Below are 16,853 nucleotides of genomic sequence, written 5' to 3'. Positions count from 1 at the left end.
ATAAATAGATTATATCCAAGGCCAATTATTACTAAAATACCTCCAATTACTTGATAAATAGAAAGGTACCCACTAGCTATATAATCTATTAAAATTCCTGCAAAAAGTTGCCCAATAAATATTAAAAGAGTTAAGTAAAAAGATGTAACTTTAGAAGTTAAATAAGAAGATAAAGTTACAGATATAACTCCAATAAGCCCTCCAGTATAGTAAAACCATGTAGCACTATAAGACTGAGCACTAAAAAGTCTAAAAGTTTCTCCACTTATAAATAGTAGTAAAAGTGAACCTATAAGCCCTAAAACATAGTTAAAAAATGTACTTTGATACATACCTATTTTATCAGCTAAAACAGAATTAACAGACCTAGAAGTAACAATTGTAACTCCTGATAAAACTGCAATAATTATATAAATCATAATATCCTCCTTATTGTATAGTCATCACAAATATACCTAATATAATTATGACAAATCCTATGATTTTCTTTTTATTAAATTTAGTTACTGGTAAGTTAAAGTATCCAAAATGGTCTATTATTATAGATGTAACCAATTGTCCACATAATCCAAGAGATATGGTTAGAGAAACACCTAATTTAGTAAAACTCATATTACTAAATATAACTGTTAAAACGCCTATAAGTCCACCTGTGTACATATAAAAAGGTATATTCTTAAGATTTTTAATTTTTGATTTTGTAGCAATAAGTACGATTATAATTCCAACAAGTCCTATAACATGTATTATTACACTTGAAGCATAATTTCCAGAAGCATTTCCAACAGTACCATTTAAAGAAACCATTAGAGCGAGTAGTGCTCCTGTGAAAACTGAAATAATATAATTCATTATCAATCCCTCTTTTCTTATAATAATTAATAAAATACCATAAATAAACAATAAAGATAATGACATATGTCACATATATATGTAAAATAAAAAATATAATAGAAAAAAATAGAAAATGGAAGGACAAATTAGAGTGAAAAAGATAGATGATTTATTTGTTATAGAGAGTTACTACAGTGAACTAAATATGAACCAATTCTTTGATAAAGATATGAAAGACCATATAAAGTTACTTAAGTTTGAAAGAAATGAATACCTATGTAGAGAAGGGGAGAATATGCCATATTTTATATTTCTTGTAGAAGGAAAAGCTAAGTTATTTAAGACATTACCTAATGGCAGAACATTACTTTTAAATTTTTACACACCTCTTAAAGTAATCGGTGATATAGAGATTGTAAAAAATCAAGCAGCATCAGGATCAATACAAGCATTAAGCGATTGCTACTGTTTAGTTATTCCTATGGAAAAAGCAAGGGAAGAATTAATAACGGATAGAAAATTTTTAAAATTCACTTGTGAAAGTTTAGCAGAAAAACTTTTCGTAATAAGTATGAATAGCTCTATAAACTTACTTTATCCACTTGAAAATAGATTAGCTAGTTATATTAATGAATTATCAATTCCGATTAGGCATTCAAATTCTAAAAAATATATAAATTTTGATGAGAATTTGGTTAGTATAGCAGAGCTTTTAGGAAGTAGCTATAGACATTTACTAAGAACTTTTAATAGTTTGTGTAAAAAGGGAGTATTAGAAAAGGATAATATCGGATATAGAGTTATTAATAAAGAACTTCTAATAGAATTAGCAGGAGATTTATATAAAGATACTACATTTTTATAAATATACTGTTAAAAAAACCGTGCCTAAAATAGAGTAGGTACGGTTTTTTTTATAATAAGTTGACAACTATTACGGTTGGCGATATACTTATATTACGTTAGACGATATATCGAATAGTGATATATTGCCTAACGTAATATTATAAAGGAGGTATAATAATGGGAGAAAGCTTTCAACGAGGGGCTTTGACAGAAGCCACTTACTATATACTTCTTGCATTGTGTGAACCTAGACATGGGTATGGAATAATGCAGTATATAACAGAAGTTAGTAATAATAGAGTTAATTTAGGTGCAGGTACTTTATATGGTGCATTAAATACATTAGTAGAAAAGCAATGGATAAAGTCTGTTTCTACAGAAAGTAAAAGTAGAAAAAAAGAATATATAATTACTGAAAATGGAATTAAAGTTCTAAAAGAAGAGATGAGAAGACTTGAAGAATTAATTCAAACTGGCAAAAATATATTAAAGGGGGAATAGACGTGCTACAAAAAATCCACAAACTTTATTGTTCTTATGAAAAAGAAGAAAAGTGGTTAAATGATATGGCAGCTAAGGGAATGATACTAAAAAATTATAGTTGGTGTACGTATTTTTTTGAAAAAGATGTCCCGGGAAAATATATTTATAGGATAGAAATATTAGAAAACCTACCGAGTCATCCTGAGAGTAAATCATATATAGAATTTTTAGAAGATACAGGTGTAGAATATGTTTGCTCATATATGAGATGGGTTTACTTTAGAAAAAAAGCAAGTGAAGGTACTTTTGATTTATACTCAGATATAGATTCTAGAATAAAGCATTATAATAGAATTTTAAAATCATTTTTAGCTGTATTTATTATAAATTTAATGGCGATGATTTCTAACTTAATTGTTGGGATACAAGCTATGGTAGACCGTAATATATATGTTAACTTAGGTTTTGCAGCTATGTCTTTTATACTATCGTGTTTAATTGGATGTATTATTTTGGCATATAAAAAGAAGGTAAAAAAATTAAAAAAGAAAAGCAATTAGTAGAATAAAAGTAAAGAAAAATAAATTTTAAATAATATAAAAAATAAGTTATCCCTAGTAATAGTTATTATTTGAGATAACTTATTTTTAATCTATTTTAAATCTTTGTTAGTAAATCCTAATGGAAGAAGTTCTTCTAAAGTATATTCTTTAAATTCATCTTTATTTTTAGCAAGATAAATTTTAAATGTTTTAGGATCACAAAACTCTGCTATTACCTGTCTACATACTCCACATGGTGCACAATATTCAGTTTCTTCAGCATCACTTTTATTCCCTACTATAGCAATTGCTGAGAATGTACGTTGTCCTTCTGAAACAGCTTTGAAAAATGCTGTTCTTTCTGCACAGTTAGTTGGTGTGAAAGCTGCATTTTCTACATTACAACCTAAATATATTTTCCCATTTGTACCAAGTAATGCTGCCCCAACATTAAAACCAGAATATGGCGTATAAGCAAAGCTTTGAGCTTCATAAGCTTTTTCAACTAATAATTTCGCGTCTATCATTAATTTCACCTAACACTTTCTATAATATAATCCTTTTATATTATACTCAAAATTAAGGATAATAATAAAAGGATTATTATTATAACACTAATAAATTAAAATGTATATAAATTAATAAAAATCTTACCAACTTGAAATGTGCTTTGATTCATAAAAAAACTATGAATTTGAAACAATATCTGATTAGTGGTGATTATTTTAAATAAGCCTAGAAATATAAATAAGCTTATTTATATTATTATTTAAAAATTTTATAATGCCATCACATTGATAGTTAAAAGAAGGGATACCATTTATAAAAGGTTCTAAATTACGTCGACAACCTCCACCGCAAAGCTTAAAGTACTTACAACTTTTACATTTATCATGAATATATAAAGACCTTTCAAAAAAAATCTTAGCCTTATTAGAAAATCTAATATCTTTTAAGGAACTTTCGTTAATATTACCTAGCACCCATTCATCAACACAATAAAAATCACAAGGATAAATATCGCCATTAGCCTCTACTACAGTATGTAAACTACAAAATCCACCCATTCCACAGCTAGTAGGAGTATATCCTTTTAATACATTTAAATACTCCATAAAATTTCTAATTTCAATAAATTCACCATTTTTAATGCCTTCAAACCATAAATTAAAAAGTTTATTAAGAAAATCAAAATAACTATCACTGTCTAAATAATAATTAGAATTTGAGTTTTCTAGCTTATTATTTTTAAAGTTTTTAATACAAGGTATAAACTGAAGGTATCTAAAACCTTTATTTTTGTAAAAAGTATAAATTTCATTAATATAATTTGAACTTTGTTTAGTTACAACACACAATATATTAAAATCGACATCGAATTTTTTTAGTAAATCAATACCATCAATTACTTTATCAAAAGTACTACTATTATTGTAATCAACTCTATATAAATCATGAATACTTTTAGGACCATCTAAAGACACTCCAACTAAAAAGTTATTTTCTTTAAAAAATTTAGCGTAATTTTCATCTATATTTATTCCATTAGTTTGTATTGAATTTATTATTTCAATATTTTTAGTATTAAATTGATTTTGAAGGGATATTACTTTTCTATAAAAATCAATACCTACTAAAGTAGGCTCTCCCCCTTGAAACATAAAATTACAAGTTTCTATATCTTCATTTAATACACTTTCAATAACCTTTTTTAGTGTATTTTCATTCATAAAACCATAGCTATAAATTTCTCTATTTTTAGATGAATCCTTGTAAAAGCAATAGTTACAGTCAATATTACAATTACTTGAACTAGGCTTTATAAGTATTGTCATATTCATAAAATCCCCCCAAAATAAAACATTCTAATTAGACTATAACATACAAATAATAACAAAATCTATTTAATACAAAAAAACAAAACATAAGAACGAAATTGCAAATACATATCAATTACAAAAATATACAATATGAGTATAAAGGTTAATAAGGGGGCAGACATTAATGGAAAAAGTAGTAGAAAAATTATTAGGTATAGAAGTAGAAAAATTAGAGGAATGTAAAGGTTTAAATACAGCTAAAGAAATAGTACAACAACCAGATGCATGGAGAGAAGCTGTAAAAAACTTAGTAGATAATAAAGATACAATAAAGTCATTTATGGATAAATTTATGGCAAAAGATAATTTTAGAATAATATTAACAGGTGCAGGAACTTCAGCATTTGCAGGTGAAACTTGCGAGCCATACTTGACAAATCTTATAAATAAGAGAGTAGAAGCAATAGCTACAACTGATTTAGTCGCAAGTCCTAAAAGTTATTTTATAAAAGATATACCAACACTTTTAGTGTCTTTTGCAAGATCAGGAAATTCTCCTGAAAGTGTATTTGCGGTAGAGTTAGCAAATCAATTAGTAGATGATTTATATCAAGTAGTAATAACTTGTAATGAGGAAGGTAAACTTGCGAAAAATACAAGAGAAGACGAAAAAAGTTTATTACTTTTAATGCCATCTCAAACTAATGATTTAGGATTTGCAATGACAAGTAGTTTTACAACAATGGTTATGAGTGCTATGGCAGTATTTAATATAGATAATATAGAAAATTATGCAAAGGATGTTGAATTATTAGCATCTTCATCAGATAAATTTTTAGAAGAAAATGCTGAGAAAGTAAATAATTTAGTAAGTGAAAAGTTTGAAAGAATAGTATATTTAGGTTCAGGAACTTCTAAGGGGATAGCAAGAGAAAGTGCCCTTAAAGTATTAGAATTAACAGCAGGAATTGTTAATGCGAATTATGATACACCACTTGGATTTAGACATGGTCCAAAATCAGTAATAGACGATAATACAGTAACTGTTATTTATGTATCAAATGATGAATATACTAGAGAGTATGATTTAGATTTAACTAAAGAAATGCTACATCATAGAAAAAAAGACAAAGTGGTAGTTGTGGGATCAAATATTGATAAGGAAATACTAGATAAATCAAATTACAACTTTGATTTAGATAAAATAAATTATAGCGTTAAAAATGAAGCGTTACTTCCACTTCAACAAATAATGTTTGGACAATTATTATCATTCTTAAAATCAGTTACCTTGGGAATAACACCAGATAATCCATGCCCAACAGGTGAAGTAAATAGGGTGGTTCAAGGGGTAATATTACATGAATTAGATAAATAAAATTCACTATACTCATATCACTAACAATATATAAATTAGGTACATTGCTAAAAATTATAACATACAGGGGGATTTAAAAATGAGTTTAATATCAACAAAACAAATGTTATTAAATGCACAAAAAGGAGGGTATTCTATACCAGCCTTCAATATACACAATCTAGAAACTATACAAGTAGTATTACAAGCTGCAAGTGATTTAAAATCACCAGTAATACTAGCAGCAACTCCATCAACAGTAAAATATGCTAATGAAAATTACTTATTAGCAATAATAGAAAAAGCAAGTGAAATAAATGATATACCTGTAACATTTCATTTAGATCATCATGAGAATGTAGAAGATATAAAAAGAATAATAACACTTGGATGCAAGTCAGTTATGATAGATGCATCTAAGCATGAGTTTAGTAAAAATGTTGAAATAGTTAAAGATATAGTAGACTTTGCTCATAAATATGGCGCAACAGTTGAAGCAGAATTAGGGAAATTAGGTGGAGTAGAAGATGATTTAGTAGTGGATGAAAAAGACTCTTTCTTGACTAATCCTAATGAAGCAGTAGAATTTGTAAAATTAACAGGAGTAGATTCACTAGCTGTAGCAATAGGAACAGCTCATGGATTATATAAAAGTGAGCCAAAGTTAGATTTTGATAGATTAGAAAAAATAAGATCTATGGTAGATATACCTTTAGTGCTTCATGGAGCATCAGGTGTCCCTTATGAAGCAGTACAAAAGGCAACAGACCTTGGAATATGTAAAGTAAATATAGCAACAGAACTTAAAATACCATTCTCTAGTGCTATAAGAGAATATTTTAAAGAAAATCCAGAAGCATCAGACCCAAGACAATATTTAGTTCCGGCAAAAGCTGCAATGTATGATGTAGTAGTTGAAAAAATAAAAATGTGTAAGAGTGAGAACAAAGCTTATGCTTACAATAATAACCTTTAATCCTTCAATAGATAGATTATATAAATTAGATACATTTGAAGTTGGATCTGTACAAAGAGCTAATTTTGTAAACCCTACTGCTGGAGGTAAAGGGCTAAATGTTGCTAAAGTCGTAAATAAATTAGGAGAAACACCAACTTGTCTTGGATTTTTAGGTGGGTTTAATGGAAGTTATATAGAAAACGAAATAGAAAAAATAGGTCTTAAAAATGAATTTACAAAAATAGATGGAGAAACTAGAATATGTTTAAACATCATAGATAAAAATGGAGTAAGTACAGAAGTTTTAGAAAAAGGGCCTATAGTTAATGAAGAAAATATAAAGAAATTTGAAGATAAATTAGAAGAAGTTTTAAAAGATACAAAGGTATTAGTTGCCTCAGGAAGCTTATTAGCTGGTTTACCTAAAGAATATTATTCAAAGGTTGGTAAATTATGCAATGATAAAGGAGTAAAGTTTATATTAGATACTAGTGGTCAATCTTTAGAATTAGCTCTTGATTCTAATATATATTTAATAAAACCAAATCAAGATGAATTAGAATATTTAGCTAAATCAAAAATAAATTCTAAAGAAGATGCAATAAATGCAGCTAGAAGTTTAATAGATAAAGGTATAGAAAATGTATGTGTATCCATGGGAAAAGATGGAATGATTCTTCTAAATAAGGATAATGTTTATGAAGTAGAAATACCAACAATAGATGCACTAAATCCAGTTGGAAGTGGAGATTCATCAATTGCAGGGTTTGCATACGGAGTACTTAAAAATTATGATTTAGAAGAATGTTTAAAATTAGCTAATGCATGTGGAATGTCTAATGCACTTTACATGGAAACTGGGCATATAAAACTAGATGATATTGAAAAATTTAAAAACTATATAAAGATAAATAAACATAAAAATAGTAAAGTAAATATATAAAAATAGAGCGTTAACATTTACTAAAAGTAAAAATAATTTATAAAGTAGCAAATATAGTACATAAGGACTTAATAAAGTGATGTACTATATTTGCTAAAATTATATTATAGCAATTTTAAATTAATACAAAAGATTTTTATAAATAGGGGGAATTTTATGTATTATGTAGGGATTGATGGTGGAGGAACTAAGACAAGTTTTACATTAATAAATAAAGAGGGATTAAAACTAGGACAATATATTGCAGGAACAACACACTATGAACAAATTGGTTTTGAAGGAGTAGAAAATGTTTTAAAAGAAGGGTTTGAATCATTAATATCAAGTTTAGACATAGATAGAAAAGGTATAGATGCAATATTTTTAGGACTTCCAGGATATGGAGAAGTAAAAAGTGTTAAATTAAAACTTGATAAGATAGTAGAAAATTTATTTGAAGATATAAAATTTGAAGTTGGAAACGATGTTGAAGTAGGGCTTTGTGGATCACTTGCAGGAAATGATGGTATAAATATTGTAAGTGGAACAGGATCGATTGCACTTGGAAAGGACTCTAAAGGAAACTTTACTAGATGTGGTGGATGGGGAGATTATATAGGAGATGAAGGATCTGCTCATTGGATAGGAAAAAAAGCTTTAGAAGTATTTTCAAAAGAATCAGATAAGAGAATTGAAAGAGGAGACCTTTATGATAATATAATAGAGACCTTAAATTTAAGTGATGACTTCGATATAATTGATTATGCAATAAATACTCTAAAAAAAGATAGAACAAAGATAGCTGAGTTTTCAAGTATTTGTTGTGATAGTGCTAGGGCAGGAGATAAAAATGCCATAAAAATATTTGAAGATGCAGCTTATGAACTAGGATTATTAGTAAAAATGATAATAAATGAATTAGATTTCGAGGATGAAGTATTAGTATCATATTCAGGTGGAGTATTCAAAAGTAATGAAATAATATTAAATCCATTAAAAGAAGAATTAAAAGAGTATAATGTAAAATTTATAAAACCTATATTAGGCCCAGATGAAGGGGCATGTTTACTGGCATATAAACTAGGTGAAAATGTAATAAATGAAGATATAATAGAAAATTTAAGGAAAGATATAAAGACACAAACAGTATAAAAGAAAGAGTGAATTTTATTAATAAAATTCACTCTTTCTTTTATTTATAAATAGATTTCGAATATTCGGTAGGTGAAACTCCAAAGCTTGATTTAAATTTTTTAGAAAAATAATGTATTGATGAGAATCCAAGAATTTCTGAAATTTCACTAAGTGTATATGTAGAGCTTTTAATAAGTTCCTTGCTCTTATTAAGTTTTAATTCATTTATATAATTTTTCACAGTATTGTTCATATTCTTTTTAAATAAAGAATGAAGCATAGAAGTACTTATACAAAAATGACTGCATAAAGTATCAACAGATATTTTTGAATCAATGTTATCATTTATAAATTTAATAATATCATTTAATAGTTGATTTTCGTAAGTTTGTTGCATATGTGTAGTCGGTCTTGATTGAGAATAAGAATTTTCTAATCTAAGTGTTTGTATTATAAGTTGTTTTAAATAACAAAGGGCTAAATCATTAGAATATATACTATCATTAGAGAGCTCTTTTATAAGATTACTAACCACAGAGTAAGATTCTCTTTGAAGATTAAATACCTTATTACACAATAATTCATGATGGTTAAAATCCATATTAAAATTAATTGTTAGATAAGAACTACTATTTTTATCTAATGTAGATTGAGTATGAAATTGTAGTGGGGCATAAAAAATTAAATCACCCTGCCTTAACTCATAATCTTTACCATCTACTGTAGTTGATAGTACCCCATTATCAACATAGGTTAATTCCCAGTAAGGATGAGTTTCACCTGGGAAGTTATAATTAATTCCTTTTTCTTGATAAAACTTTGTATATATTTCATTTATATTTAAAGATGACGATATAGACGAATATGTATACTCTTCTTCTAAATCAACTAATGGAAATTCATTAGAATGTGATGAAATTAAAATTTCTGCTTCATCAGATATAGAAATAAAGTTAAAATATACTCCTTTTTTTATAATAAGATTTCTATTTATTATAAAAGATTTTATATTATTAATGCCAAGTGACACTAAAATCATAACAACACCTTTTGAAACACTTATCATTGTATTGTCATCAGTCGTAAGCTTAAAATTTTTAATACTTTTATTACTGAATTTATAAAAAGTAGAAGTATTTGAGTCTAATTCTTTATAAGTAATGTCACCAAAATCTTTAAAGTTAGGACTGGTTGTTTTATTGAACATGAATTTATCACTCCCTAAAAAATCCAATTTAAATATATTTAAATTATATATATATGATATTAATAAACTCAAGTAAATAATTGCAATTAGTTTAAACTTTATTTTAAAAATAAGAAAAATATGTTTTATATAATAAAGAAAATACATACAGGAAAATGTTTATTTAAAAGATTTAGGTCTATAAATGTAAAAATTTTCTATATAGGGGTAAGATTAATCTATTTTAATAGATGATAAATGGGACTACTATTATAGTATAGAAAATTAATTAACTTATAAGAGGGGGAATATATGTGGATGCAAAAACAGTAACGCCAAAAAAGCCACAAAATAAAGAGCCTAAATTTAGTAAAATATTAGGAAAAAATAAAAGACAAAGAAGCCAAAATTTATTTATATTTTGCTGTGTAGTTCCAACTGTTTTATTGTTTTTATTATTTAAAATATATCCTATGTTAAATGCAGCTAAAATGTCGCTTTATAGATCTACTGGACTTAGTAGTAATCCAACATTTATAGGATTTGAAAATTTTGTAACTCTATTTAATGACCCAGTATTTTGGAAATCTTTAGGAAATACATTCTTTATATTAGGCCTATTCCCAATAATTACTATGTTACTAGCACTATTCTTTGCAGTAATACTTACTCAAGGTAAAATATTTGAGTGGGAGAAAACGTTATACCGATTAATATTCTTCTTACCAAATGTATTATCTATGGTAGTTATAGGTATGTTGTTTATGTATATATATGATTTTAACTTAGGTATACTAAATTCATTCTTAGATTTTATAGGAATGGGAATGTTAAAAAGAACTTGGCTTGGAGAAAGCGATACAGTTTTATGGGCATTAGTATTTACAATGGTATGGCAAGCAACAGGTTACTATATGGTAATGTATATATCAGGAATAAATAGAATACCTCAAGATTTATATGAAGCAGCAACACTTGATGGTGCAAGTAAAATAAAACAATTCTTTATAATAACTCTTCCATTAATATGGGAAGTAGTAAGAGTCACAATTACATTCTTCATAACAGGTGCATTTAATTTAAGTTTCATATTTGTAAAAGTAATGACAAAGGGTGGACCTGACAATGCATCATCAACATTATTAAATCAGATGGATACTCAAGCATTTATGAATGCAAATTACGGATATGCTATGGCAATATCAGTAGTAGTATTTGTTATAGCTATAGCGCTTGCTTTAATAGTTAAAAAGATTACAGAAAAAGAAGTAGTTGAATTATAAGGGGGGAGAACATTGGTTAGAGATAATAAATTTACAATAAAAAATGTGTTTACAGGGGCAGTTCTTAGAATAATATTAATTTCATTTTTATTTATGGTATTAGTTCCCCTACTTTGGACAGTAATGCAATCATTTAAAACATCACAAGAATTCTTTGCTGACCCATGGGCTCTTCCAGGAGCATATAATATGACAAACTACATAAGTGCTTGGAATAAAGCAAATATGTCAGGGTACTTTTTCAACTCAGTATATGTAACGTTAATATCTACAGTATTTTTAATGATACTTGCAGTTCCTTGTTCATACTGTTTAGCTAGGTTTAAATTCTTTGGAGCAGAACTTATAATGCTTGCTATGACATTAGGTTTATTTATACAACCAACTTATATATTAGTACCATTATTTTTACTAGTAGCAAAGCTTAATTTATTAAATAACTTAACAGCATTAAGTTTAATATATTCAGTAATTCAATTACCTTTTGCAATATTTATCTTAACCGGATTTATAAAAGGAGTTTCAAAGGAATATGAAGAAGCTGCTGTAATAGATGGATGCACAAGACTTCAAACTATAAGACATGTTGTACTTCCAATGATAAAACCAGGAGTACTAACAGTTTTAATATTTAACTTTATGGGATTTTGGAATGAGTATGCAATGGCATTTACACTACTTACAGATGATACTAAAAAGACGTTACCAGTTGGTCTTCAAAACTTAATGGAAGTTCAAAGATTCTCTACTGACTGGGGTGCATTATTTGCAGGTATGGTAATAGTAATAATACCAACGGTAATAGTATATGCATTACTTAATAAAAAGCTTACAGAAGCAGTTAATGTTGGAGGTCTTAAGGGATAGATATGAAAAAGCCAAATATAATAGTATTTTTTTCAGATCAACAAAGATTTGATACAGTTGGATGTTATGGTCAAAAATTAGATATAACACCTAATCTTGATTATATGGCAAGTGAAGGAGTAAAATTTGAAAATGCTTTTACTTGTCAACCGGTATGTGGTCCAGCTAGAAGTTGTATGCAAACAGGAAAGTATGCAACTCAAACAGAATGCTTTATAAATGATATAGGACTTAAAGAAGATGAGGTTACAATAGCAAAATTATTAAATGAAGAAGGATATGAAACTGCATATGTAGGAAAGTGGCATCTTGCATCAACTAAAGATGAATGTGATTTTTCAACTTCTCCAGTTCCAGAAAATAAAAGAGGTGGATATAAGGATTATTGGATGGCATCAGATGTATTAGAATTTACATCTCATGGATATGATGGATATATTTTTAATAAAGATATGGAAAAAATAGAATTTGAAGGTTATAGAGCTGATAAAATAACTGATTTTGCTATAGATTATTTAGAAAATAGAAACAAAGAAAAACCATTTTTATTATTTTTGTCTCATATAGAACCACATCATCAAAATGATAGGAAAACATATGAAGGACCAGAAGGTTCAAAGGATAAATTTAGGGAATATAACCTTCCAGAAGATTTAAAATCTATAGAAGGAGACTATAAAGAAAATTACCCAGATTACTTAGGATGCTGTAAATCATTAGATGATAATCTAGGAAGAATAAGAAAAAAGCTTAGAGATTTAAATATAGATAAAGACACAGTATTAATTTATACAAGTGACCATGGTTGCCACTTTAAAACTAAAAATAAAAATCTACCTGAAGGTGGAGCAGATGATTATAAAAGAAGCTTTTATGAAAATACTATAAGAGTTCCTTTAATAGCTTATGGTCCAGGGTTTGAAGGTGGTAAGGTAGTTCATGAACTATCAAGCTTAATAGATATACCTAAGACTATAATAGATATAGCAAAGGGAAGCAAACCTGAGTTTATGGAAGGTGTATCTTTACTTGATTTAGCTCATGATAAAGTAAGTAGAGATGATGTATTTATACAAATAAGTGAAAGTTATGTAGGTAGAGCACTTAGAACTAAAAAATATAAATACTGTATAATAGATCCAAATAAACACCCTTATAAAGATAGTTATAGCTTAGAATATGAAGAGCATTATCTTTATGATTTAGAGAAAGACCCATTAGAAAAGGTAAATCTAATAAATCATAGAGGGTATAAAGATATTAAAGAACAACTTCGATTAAGAATCAAAGAATGTATAAAAAACATTGAACATATAGATATTAAAATTAAAAATAAAAAGTAAAAGAATCTCCCGTGAAATTGGGAGATTTTTATATATAGAAAGATATAATATTAAACATATTTAACAGAGAAATCATTCACTTATTAAATCCTATATTAATATAATAAGTAAATAAACTAAATTAATAAAAAAGGGGGATGTTTACATGGAATCTTCTATACAAACAATTGCTAGTAATAATTTGCTAGTAATTTTTGCGATAGTAGCAGTTACAGGAATAATTTGTTCTAAACTAAGTGAAATTTTAAAAGTACCAGATGTAGTACTTTTTCTAATAGCAGGCATCATAGTTGGACCTTCCGTTTTGAAATTTTTTGACATAAGCCAATATGAAGTTGAAAATCAACTAATATTAACTTTTGGTTCGGCATTTATATTATATTTAGGTGGGAAAGAAATTAGTTTGAAGGTACTTAAAAATGTAAGAATAAGTGTATTTTTATTATCTACAGTAGGTGTATTAATATCAGCTTTTATAGTAGGAAAGATAGCTGGAATAAGCTTTGGGATATCATCAATGACTGCTTTATTAATCGGATCAATAATAGCATCAACAGACCCAGCAACTTTAGTTCCAATTTTTAACCAAGTAAAAATAAAAGATAAACTAAAACAAACAGTTATAAGTGAATCAGCCTTTAATGATGCAACAGGGGCTATACTTACATCAGCTATAATTGCTATAATACTGTCTGGAAAATTTTCTTTAACAGAAAACTTATATGAGTTAGGTTTAATGGTTGTAGTTGGAGTTTCGGTAGGTATAGTAACTGGAATAGTACTTTTAAAGCTAGTTAATGATGAACCTTATGGAATTTTTAAAGACTTTGCTCCGATTATATCTATATTATCTGTAATAATAGCATATGAAGTAGCAACTAAATTTGGTGGAAGTGGATACATGGCATGTTTTATAGTAGGTATAATAACAGGTAACAAGAAAAACTTTAAAATTTGGCTTTCACAAAGGTCATACGATGCAGACTGTAACGTTGGAGAAACTTTGGGGACAATTTGTCGTATGTCAATATTTATTATTTTAGGAAGTCAAGTTAATATTCCGATGCTTATTAAATACTTTATACCATCATTAATTGTTGTATTAGGATTAATGTTTATAGCAAGACCTATATGTGTTTTAGTATGTGTATTATTTGATAAAAAAGCAAAATGGAATAAAAAAGAAATACTATTTATGATGTGGGTTAGAGAAACTGGAGTTATACCAGCAGCACTTTGTGGTATAATAACAGCTATGAAAGTACCTGGATATGAAATTATATCTTCAGTAGTATTTATGACAGTACTAGTTACACTTATTATACAAGGAAGTACAACGAAGCTAGTAGCTAAAAAACTTGGAGTATTAGAAGAATCGGATAAAGAGGATAAAGTATCTCTATAATAAAATTTATACATGAAATATAGTTGTTAAAATAAAAAATAATTAATTTTTATAATAAAATGCACATATACTAGGAGAAGTAGTAAAAAATAAATAAAGATTAAATTTATATTTAACGAAATCAACAAGGTGTATAAATAAAGGAGATAATTATGCAAGATATAAATCTTATTGGAAAAGCGAAAAATACAAAACTAGAAGATTCTATAAATGAAGTATTTAATAATGAAATTTATTATGCAGCTGCATTATCAGCACTTAGTTATATATGTAAAAACGAAAATTATGAGGATACAGCTATAAAACTAGAAGAAATGGCAATGAATAAAATTAAAAGTGCAGGTAGATATGCCCTACTTAATGGGATAGTTAGTGATGATATAGTTAAAAGCTTATATAGTCTTTTAGAACATGAGAAAAATTCATTAGACTTAGTTAATTCTTTAGTTAATGAATCTAAAGAATTAGGATTAAAGGATATAGAAAATGTTATAAATGAAGAATTTATTGAAGAGAAAAACTATGTTAATGATTTAAAAGAACTTATAAGTAAACATGATAAGAAGCTTAGTAATTATCTATTAAATAGATCAAGACTAGATTATAAATATTAGTATATAAACAAAATAATATAAAAAACTATAGTTCTTTTGAGCTATAGTTTTTTTGTTAAGAGAGTATAAATATTTATTGTTTTTTACTTATATAAAATTATTATAGTTGTTTTATATTAAAAAAATCGGCTTAAGTGGTGTATAATTAATCATATAAAGAATTTAATAAAAGTAATTGGAGGTGAGTTTATGTTTGCTTTATAAAAAGCAACAGATAAAAATTTTATTATAGGAGATATAGAAAATGATTAGAAAATTAGAAAATAGAGATATAGAAGCTATTATGAATATATGGAAAGAAGCTACCATAAAAGCTCATGATTTTATAGATGAAAGTTATTGGATAAATAATTACAATGTAGTTAAAGATGTATATATACCGATGTCTGAAGTTTTTGTATATGAAAAAGACTCTAAAATATATGGGTTTATAGCTATTATAGAAAATGGATTTATAGGAGCATTGTTTGTAGATGTTAATAAACAAGGTCTAGGTATAGGAAGTAAATTAATAGATTTTGCATTAGATAAATACAAACAATTAGATTTAGCTGTCTATAAAGATAATAAATCTTCAGTTGAGTTTTATAAGAAAAAGGGATTTGAAATAATTGTAGAGCAAGAAAATGAAGATTCTAACTTTATGGAGTATATAATGAGGTATAAAAAATAAATATTATAATGGTTAAGTTTAATACAGAATTGTTTATGACCTTTGTGTACTACAACTTTAGATGTTATAATTTCTATGATATGTTTTATATACAAAACAAAACTATAAATTATTAAAATAATATAAATTAATTAATATAAAGGAGTGTTATTTATGCAAAATAGACCAGTGCTAGTTATTGTTTCTGGCTCCGTGCAAAGACTGTAATATACATACGGAACTAAACTTTGTTCGGAGCCGAAATTAAATTCGGTTAAGTTGTTTTGTGCAGTCTTTGCTTCATTATTTACGAACTAAAAAGTAGATAGGAGCGAGAACTATGAAATATGAAAAAGCACAAAATATATTACCTGAAGATGTTATTGAATTAATTCAAGAATATATAGATGGTGGATATTTATATATACCTAGAAAGTCTAGTAATAAAAAATCTTGGGGAGAGAGTAGTGGAACTAAGAGTGATTTAAAGAAAAGAAATGTAGAGATTTTTAATAAATATAAAGAAGGTATGTCTGTCAAAGAACTTACTGATTACTACTACCTTACTGAAAATAGTATTAGAAGAATTATTAGACAAGAAAAACAA

The 16,853-nt window shown here is 26.9% G+C and carries 19 protein-coding genes; 14 read left to right on the top strand and 5 right to left on the bottom strand.

The annotated features are described in order from the left end of the window. Together BN899_RS07555 and BN899_RS07550 are read right to left on the bottom strand one after the other, a co-directional pair. The coding region (locus tag BN899_RS07555; RefSeq protein ID WP_042274298.1) for a DMT family transporter at positions 1–419 on the bottom strand (419 nt) is incomplete at its 3' end. A 10-nt stretch (positions 420–429) separates the two neighbouring features. Then, a complete protein-coding gene (locus BN899_RS07550) occupies positions 430–852 on the bottom strand; it encodes a DMT family transporter (protein WP_042274297.1) in 423 nt (140 codons plus the stop codon). A gap of 133 nt (positions 853–985) precedes the next feature. Here BN899_RS07550 and BN899_RS07545 point away from each other — a divergent pair, with 133 nt between their 5' ends. From BN899_RS07545 to BN899_RS07535, 3 genes are all read left to right on the top strand, one after another. Further along, positions 986–1,699, top strand: a complete 714-nt coding sequence (locus tag BN899_RS07545) for a cyclic nucleotide-binding domain-containing protein (RefSeq protein ID WP_042274294.1) — start codon at positions 986–988, stop codon at positions 1,697–1,699. Positions 1,700–1,857: 158 nt separating this feature from the next. After that, entirely contained in the window at positions 1,858–2,181 is a 324-nt protein-coding gene (locus tag BN899_RS07540; RefSeq protein ID WP_042274293.1) for a PadR family transcriptional regulator, read from the top strand. A gap of 2 nt (positions 2,182–2,183) precedes the next feature. Beyond that, on the top strand, positions 2,184–2,723 hold the full coding sequence (locus BN899_RS07535) for a DUF2812 domain-containing protein (protein ID WP_042274290.1): 540 nt from the start codon (positions 2,184–2,186) through the stop codon (positions 2,721–2,723). A gap of 92 nt (positions 2,724–2,815) precedes the next feature. Here the strand turns inward: BN899_RS07535 and BN899_RS07530 are convergent, their stop codons facing one another. Further along, positions 2,816–3,229, bottom strand: a complete 414-nt coding sequence (locus BN899_RS07530) for a cytidine deaminase (RefSeq protein ID WP_334291367.1) — start codon at positions 3,227–3,229, stop codon at positions 2,816–2,818. Positions 3,230–3,430: 201 nt separating this feature from the next. Then, positions 3,431–4,546 carry an anaerobic sulfatase maturase gene (locus tag BN899_RS07525; RefSeq protein WP_042274286.1) on the bottom strand — a complete coding sequence of 372 codons (1,116 nt, stop codon included), beginning with the start codon at positions 4,544–4,546 and terminating at the stop codon, positions 3,431–3,433. Between the two features lie 163 nt (positions 4,547–4,709). Here BN899_RS07525 and BN899_RS07520 point away from each other — a divergent pair, with 163 nt between their 5' ends. The 4 genes from BN899_RS07520 (at position 4,710) to BN899_RS07505 (ending at position 8,914) form a co-directional block, all read left to right on the top strand. Continuing rightward, complete coding sequence (locus tag BN899_RS07520) at positions 4,710–5,903, top strand: SIS domain-containing protein (RefSeq protein WP_042274283.1); 1,194 nt, start codon at positions 4,710–4,712, stop codon at positions 5,901–5,903. Between the two features lie 79 nt (positions 5,904–5,982). Further along, a complete protein-coding gene (locus BN899_RS07515) occupies positions 5,983–6,858 on the top strand; it encodes a tagatose bisphosphate family class II aldolase (RefSeq protein WP_042274281.1) in 876 nt (291 codons plus the stop codon). Next, on the top strand, positions 6,821–7,783 hold the full coding sequence (gene pfkB / locus BN899_RS07510; protein ID WP_242824125.1) for a 1-phosphofructokinase: 963 nt from the start codon (positions 6,821–6,823) through the stop codon (positions 7,781–7,783). Before BN899_RS07515 ends, pfkB begins: the two co-directional genes overlap by 38 nt. Before the next feature lie 156 nt (positions 7,784–7,939). Continuing rightward, positions 7,940–8,914, top strand: coding sequence for an N-acetylglucosamine kinase (locus BN899_RS07505; protein WP_042274273.1), 975 nt, complete (start codon positions 7,940–7,942; stop codon positions 8,912–8,914). 40 nt (positions 8,915–8,954) lie between these two features. On the opposite strand, the gene BN899_RS07500 is transcribed toward BN899_RS07505, so the two are convergent. Beyond that, positions 8,955–10,103 carry an AraC family transcriptional regulator gene (locus BN899_RS07500; protein WP_042274271.1) on the bottom strand — a complete coding sequence of 383 codons (1,149 nt, stop codon included), beginning with the start codon at positions 10,101–10,103 and terminating at the stop codon, positions 8,955–8,957. A 293-nt stretch (positions 10,104–10,396) separates the two neighbouring features. Here BN899_RS07500 and BN899_RS07495 point away from each other — a divergent pair, with 293 nt between their 5' ends. The 7 genes from BN899_RS07495 to BN899_RS07465 form a co-directional block, all read left to right on the top strand. Then, on the top strand, positions 10,397–11,365 hold the full coding sequence (locus BN899_RS07495) for a carbohydrate ABC transporter permease (RefSeq protein WP_242824124.1): 969 nt from the start codon (positions 10,397–10,399) through the stop codon (positions 11,363–11,365). A gap of 12 nt (positions 11,366–11,377) precedes the next feature. Next, entirely contained in the window at positions 11,378–12,232 is an 855-nt protein-coding gene (locus BN899_RS07490) for a carbohydrate ABC transporter permease (RefSeq protein ID WP_242824123.1), read from the top strand. Between the two features lie 2 nt (positions 12,233–12,234). Beyond that, positions 12,235–13,575 carry a sulfatase-like hydrolase/transferase gene (locus tag BN899_RS07485; protein WP_042274269.1) on the top strand — a complete coding sequence of 447 codons (1,341 nt, stop codon included), beginning with the start codon at positions 12,235–12,237 and terminating at the stop codon, positions 13,573–13,575. Between the two features lie 145 nt (positions 13,576–13,720). Next, positions 13,721–14,980 (top strand): cation:proton antiporter, encoded by a 1,260-nt coding sequence (locus BN899_RS07480; RefSeq protein ID WP_042274268.1) that lies wholly within the window; start codon positions 13,721–13,723, stop codon positions 14,978–14,980. 152 nt (positions 14,981–15,132) lie between these two features. After that, positions 15,133–15,594: a ferritin family protein gene (locus tag BN899_RS07475; protein WP_042274267.1), complete on the top strand. Its 462-nt coding sequence runs from the start codon at positions 15,133–15,135 to the stop codon at positions 15,592–15,594. Positions 15,595–15,838: 244 nt separating this feature from the next. Further along, entirely contained in the window at positions 15,839–16,267 is a 429-nt protein-coding gene (locus tag BN899_RS07470; RefSeq protein ID WP_042274266.1) for an N-acetyltransferase, read from the top strand. A gap of 319 nt (positions 16,268–16,586) precedes the next feature. Next, positions 16,587–16,853, top strand: a 267-nt coding sequence (locus BN899_RS07465; protein WP_042274265.1) for a CD3324 family protein, incomplete at its 3' end; no start/stop codon positions are given.

It is taken from the genome of Faecalimicrobium dakarense (genome assembly GCF_000499525.1).
GTDB classification, from domain to species: Bacteria; Bacillota; Clostridia; order Peptostreptococcales; family Peptostreptococcaceae; genus Faecalimicrobium; species Faecalimicrobium dakarense.
Note: the sequence above shows the minus strand (reverse complement) of the source record. Positions and strands in the feature narration are given on the sequence as shown.

Coding starts and splice junctions, on each gene's coding strand:
- BN899_RS07550 (WP_042274297.1), bottom strand. CDS start 852: ATGAATTATATTATTTCAGTTTTCACAGGAGCACTACTCGCTCTAATG.
- BN899_RS07540 (WP_042274293.1), top strand. CDS start 1,858: ATGGGAGAAAGCTTTCAACGAGGGGCTTTGACAGAAGCCACTTACTAT.
- BN899_RS07525 (WP_042274286.1), bottom strand. CDS start 4,546: ATGAATATGACAATACTTATAAAGCCTAGTTCAAGTAATTGTAATATT.
- BN899_RS07520 (WP_042274283.1), top strand. CDS start 4,710: ATGGAAAAAGTAGTAGAAAAATTATTAGGTATAGAAGTAGAAAAATTA.
- BN899_RS07515 (WP_042274281.1), top strand. CDS start 5,983: ATGAGTTTAATATCAACAAAACAAATGTTATTAAATGCACAAAAAGGA.
- BN899_RS07505 (WP_042274273.1), top strand. CDS start 7,940: ATGTATTATGTAGGGATTGATGGTGGAGGAACTAAGACAAGTTTTACA.
- BN899_RS07500 (WP_042274271.1), bottom strand. CDS start 10,103: ATGTTCAATAAAACAACCAGTCCTAACTTTAAAGATTTTGGTGACATT.
- BN899_RS07485 (WP_042274269.1), top strand. CDS start 12,235: ATGAAAAAGCCAAATATAATAGTATTTTTTTCAGATCAACAAAGATTT.
- BN899_RS07480 (WP_042274268.1), top strand. CDS start 13,721: ATGGAATCTTCTATACAAACAATTGCTAGTAATAATTTGCTAGTAATT.
- BN899_RS07475 (WP_042274267.1), top strand. CDS start 15,133: ATGCAAGATATAAATCTTATTGGAAAAGCGAAAAATACAAAACTAGAA.
- BN899_RS07470 (WP_042274266.1), top strand. CDS start 15,839: ATGATTAGAAAATTAGAAAATAGAGATATAGAAGCTATTATGAATATA.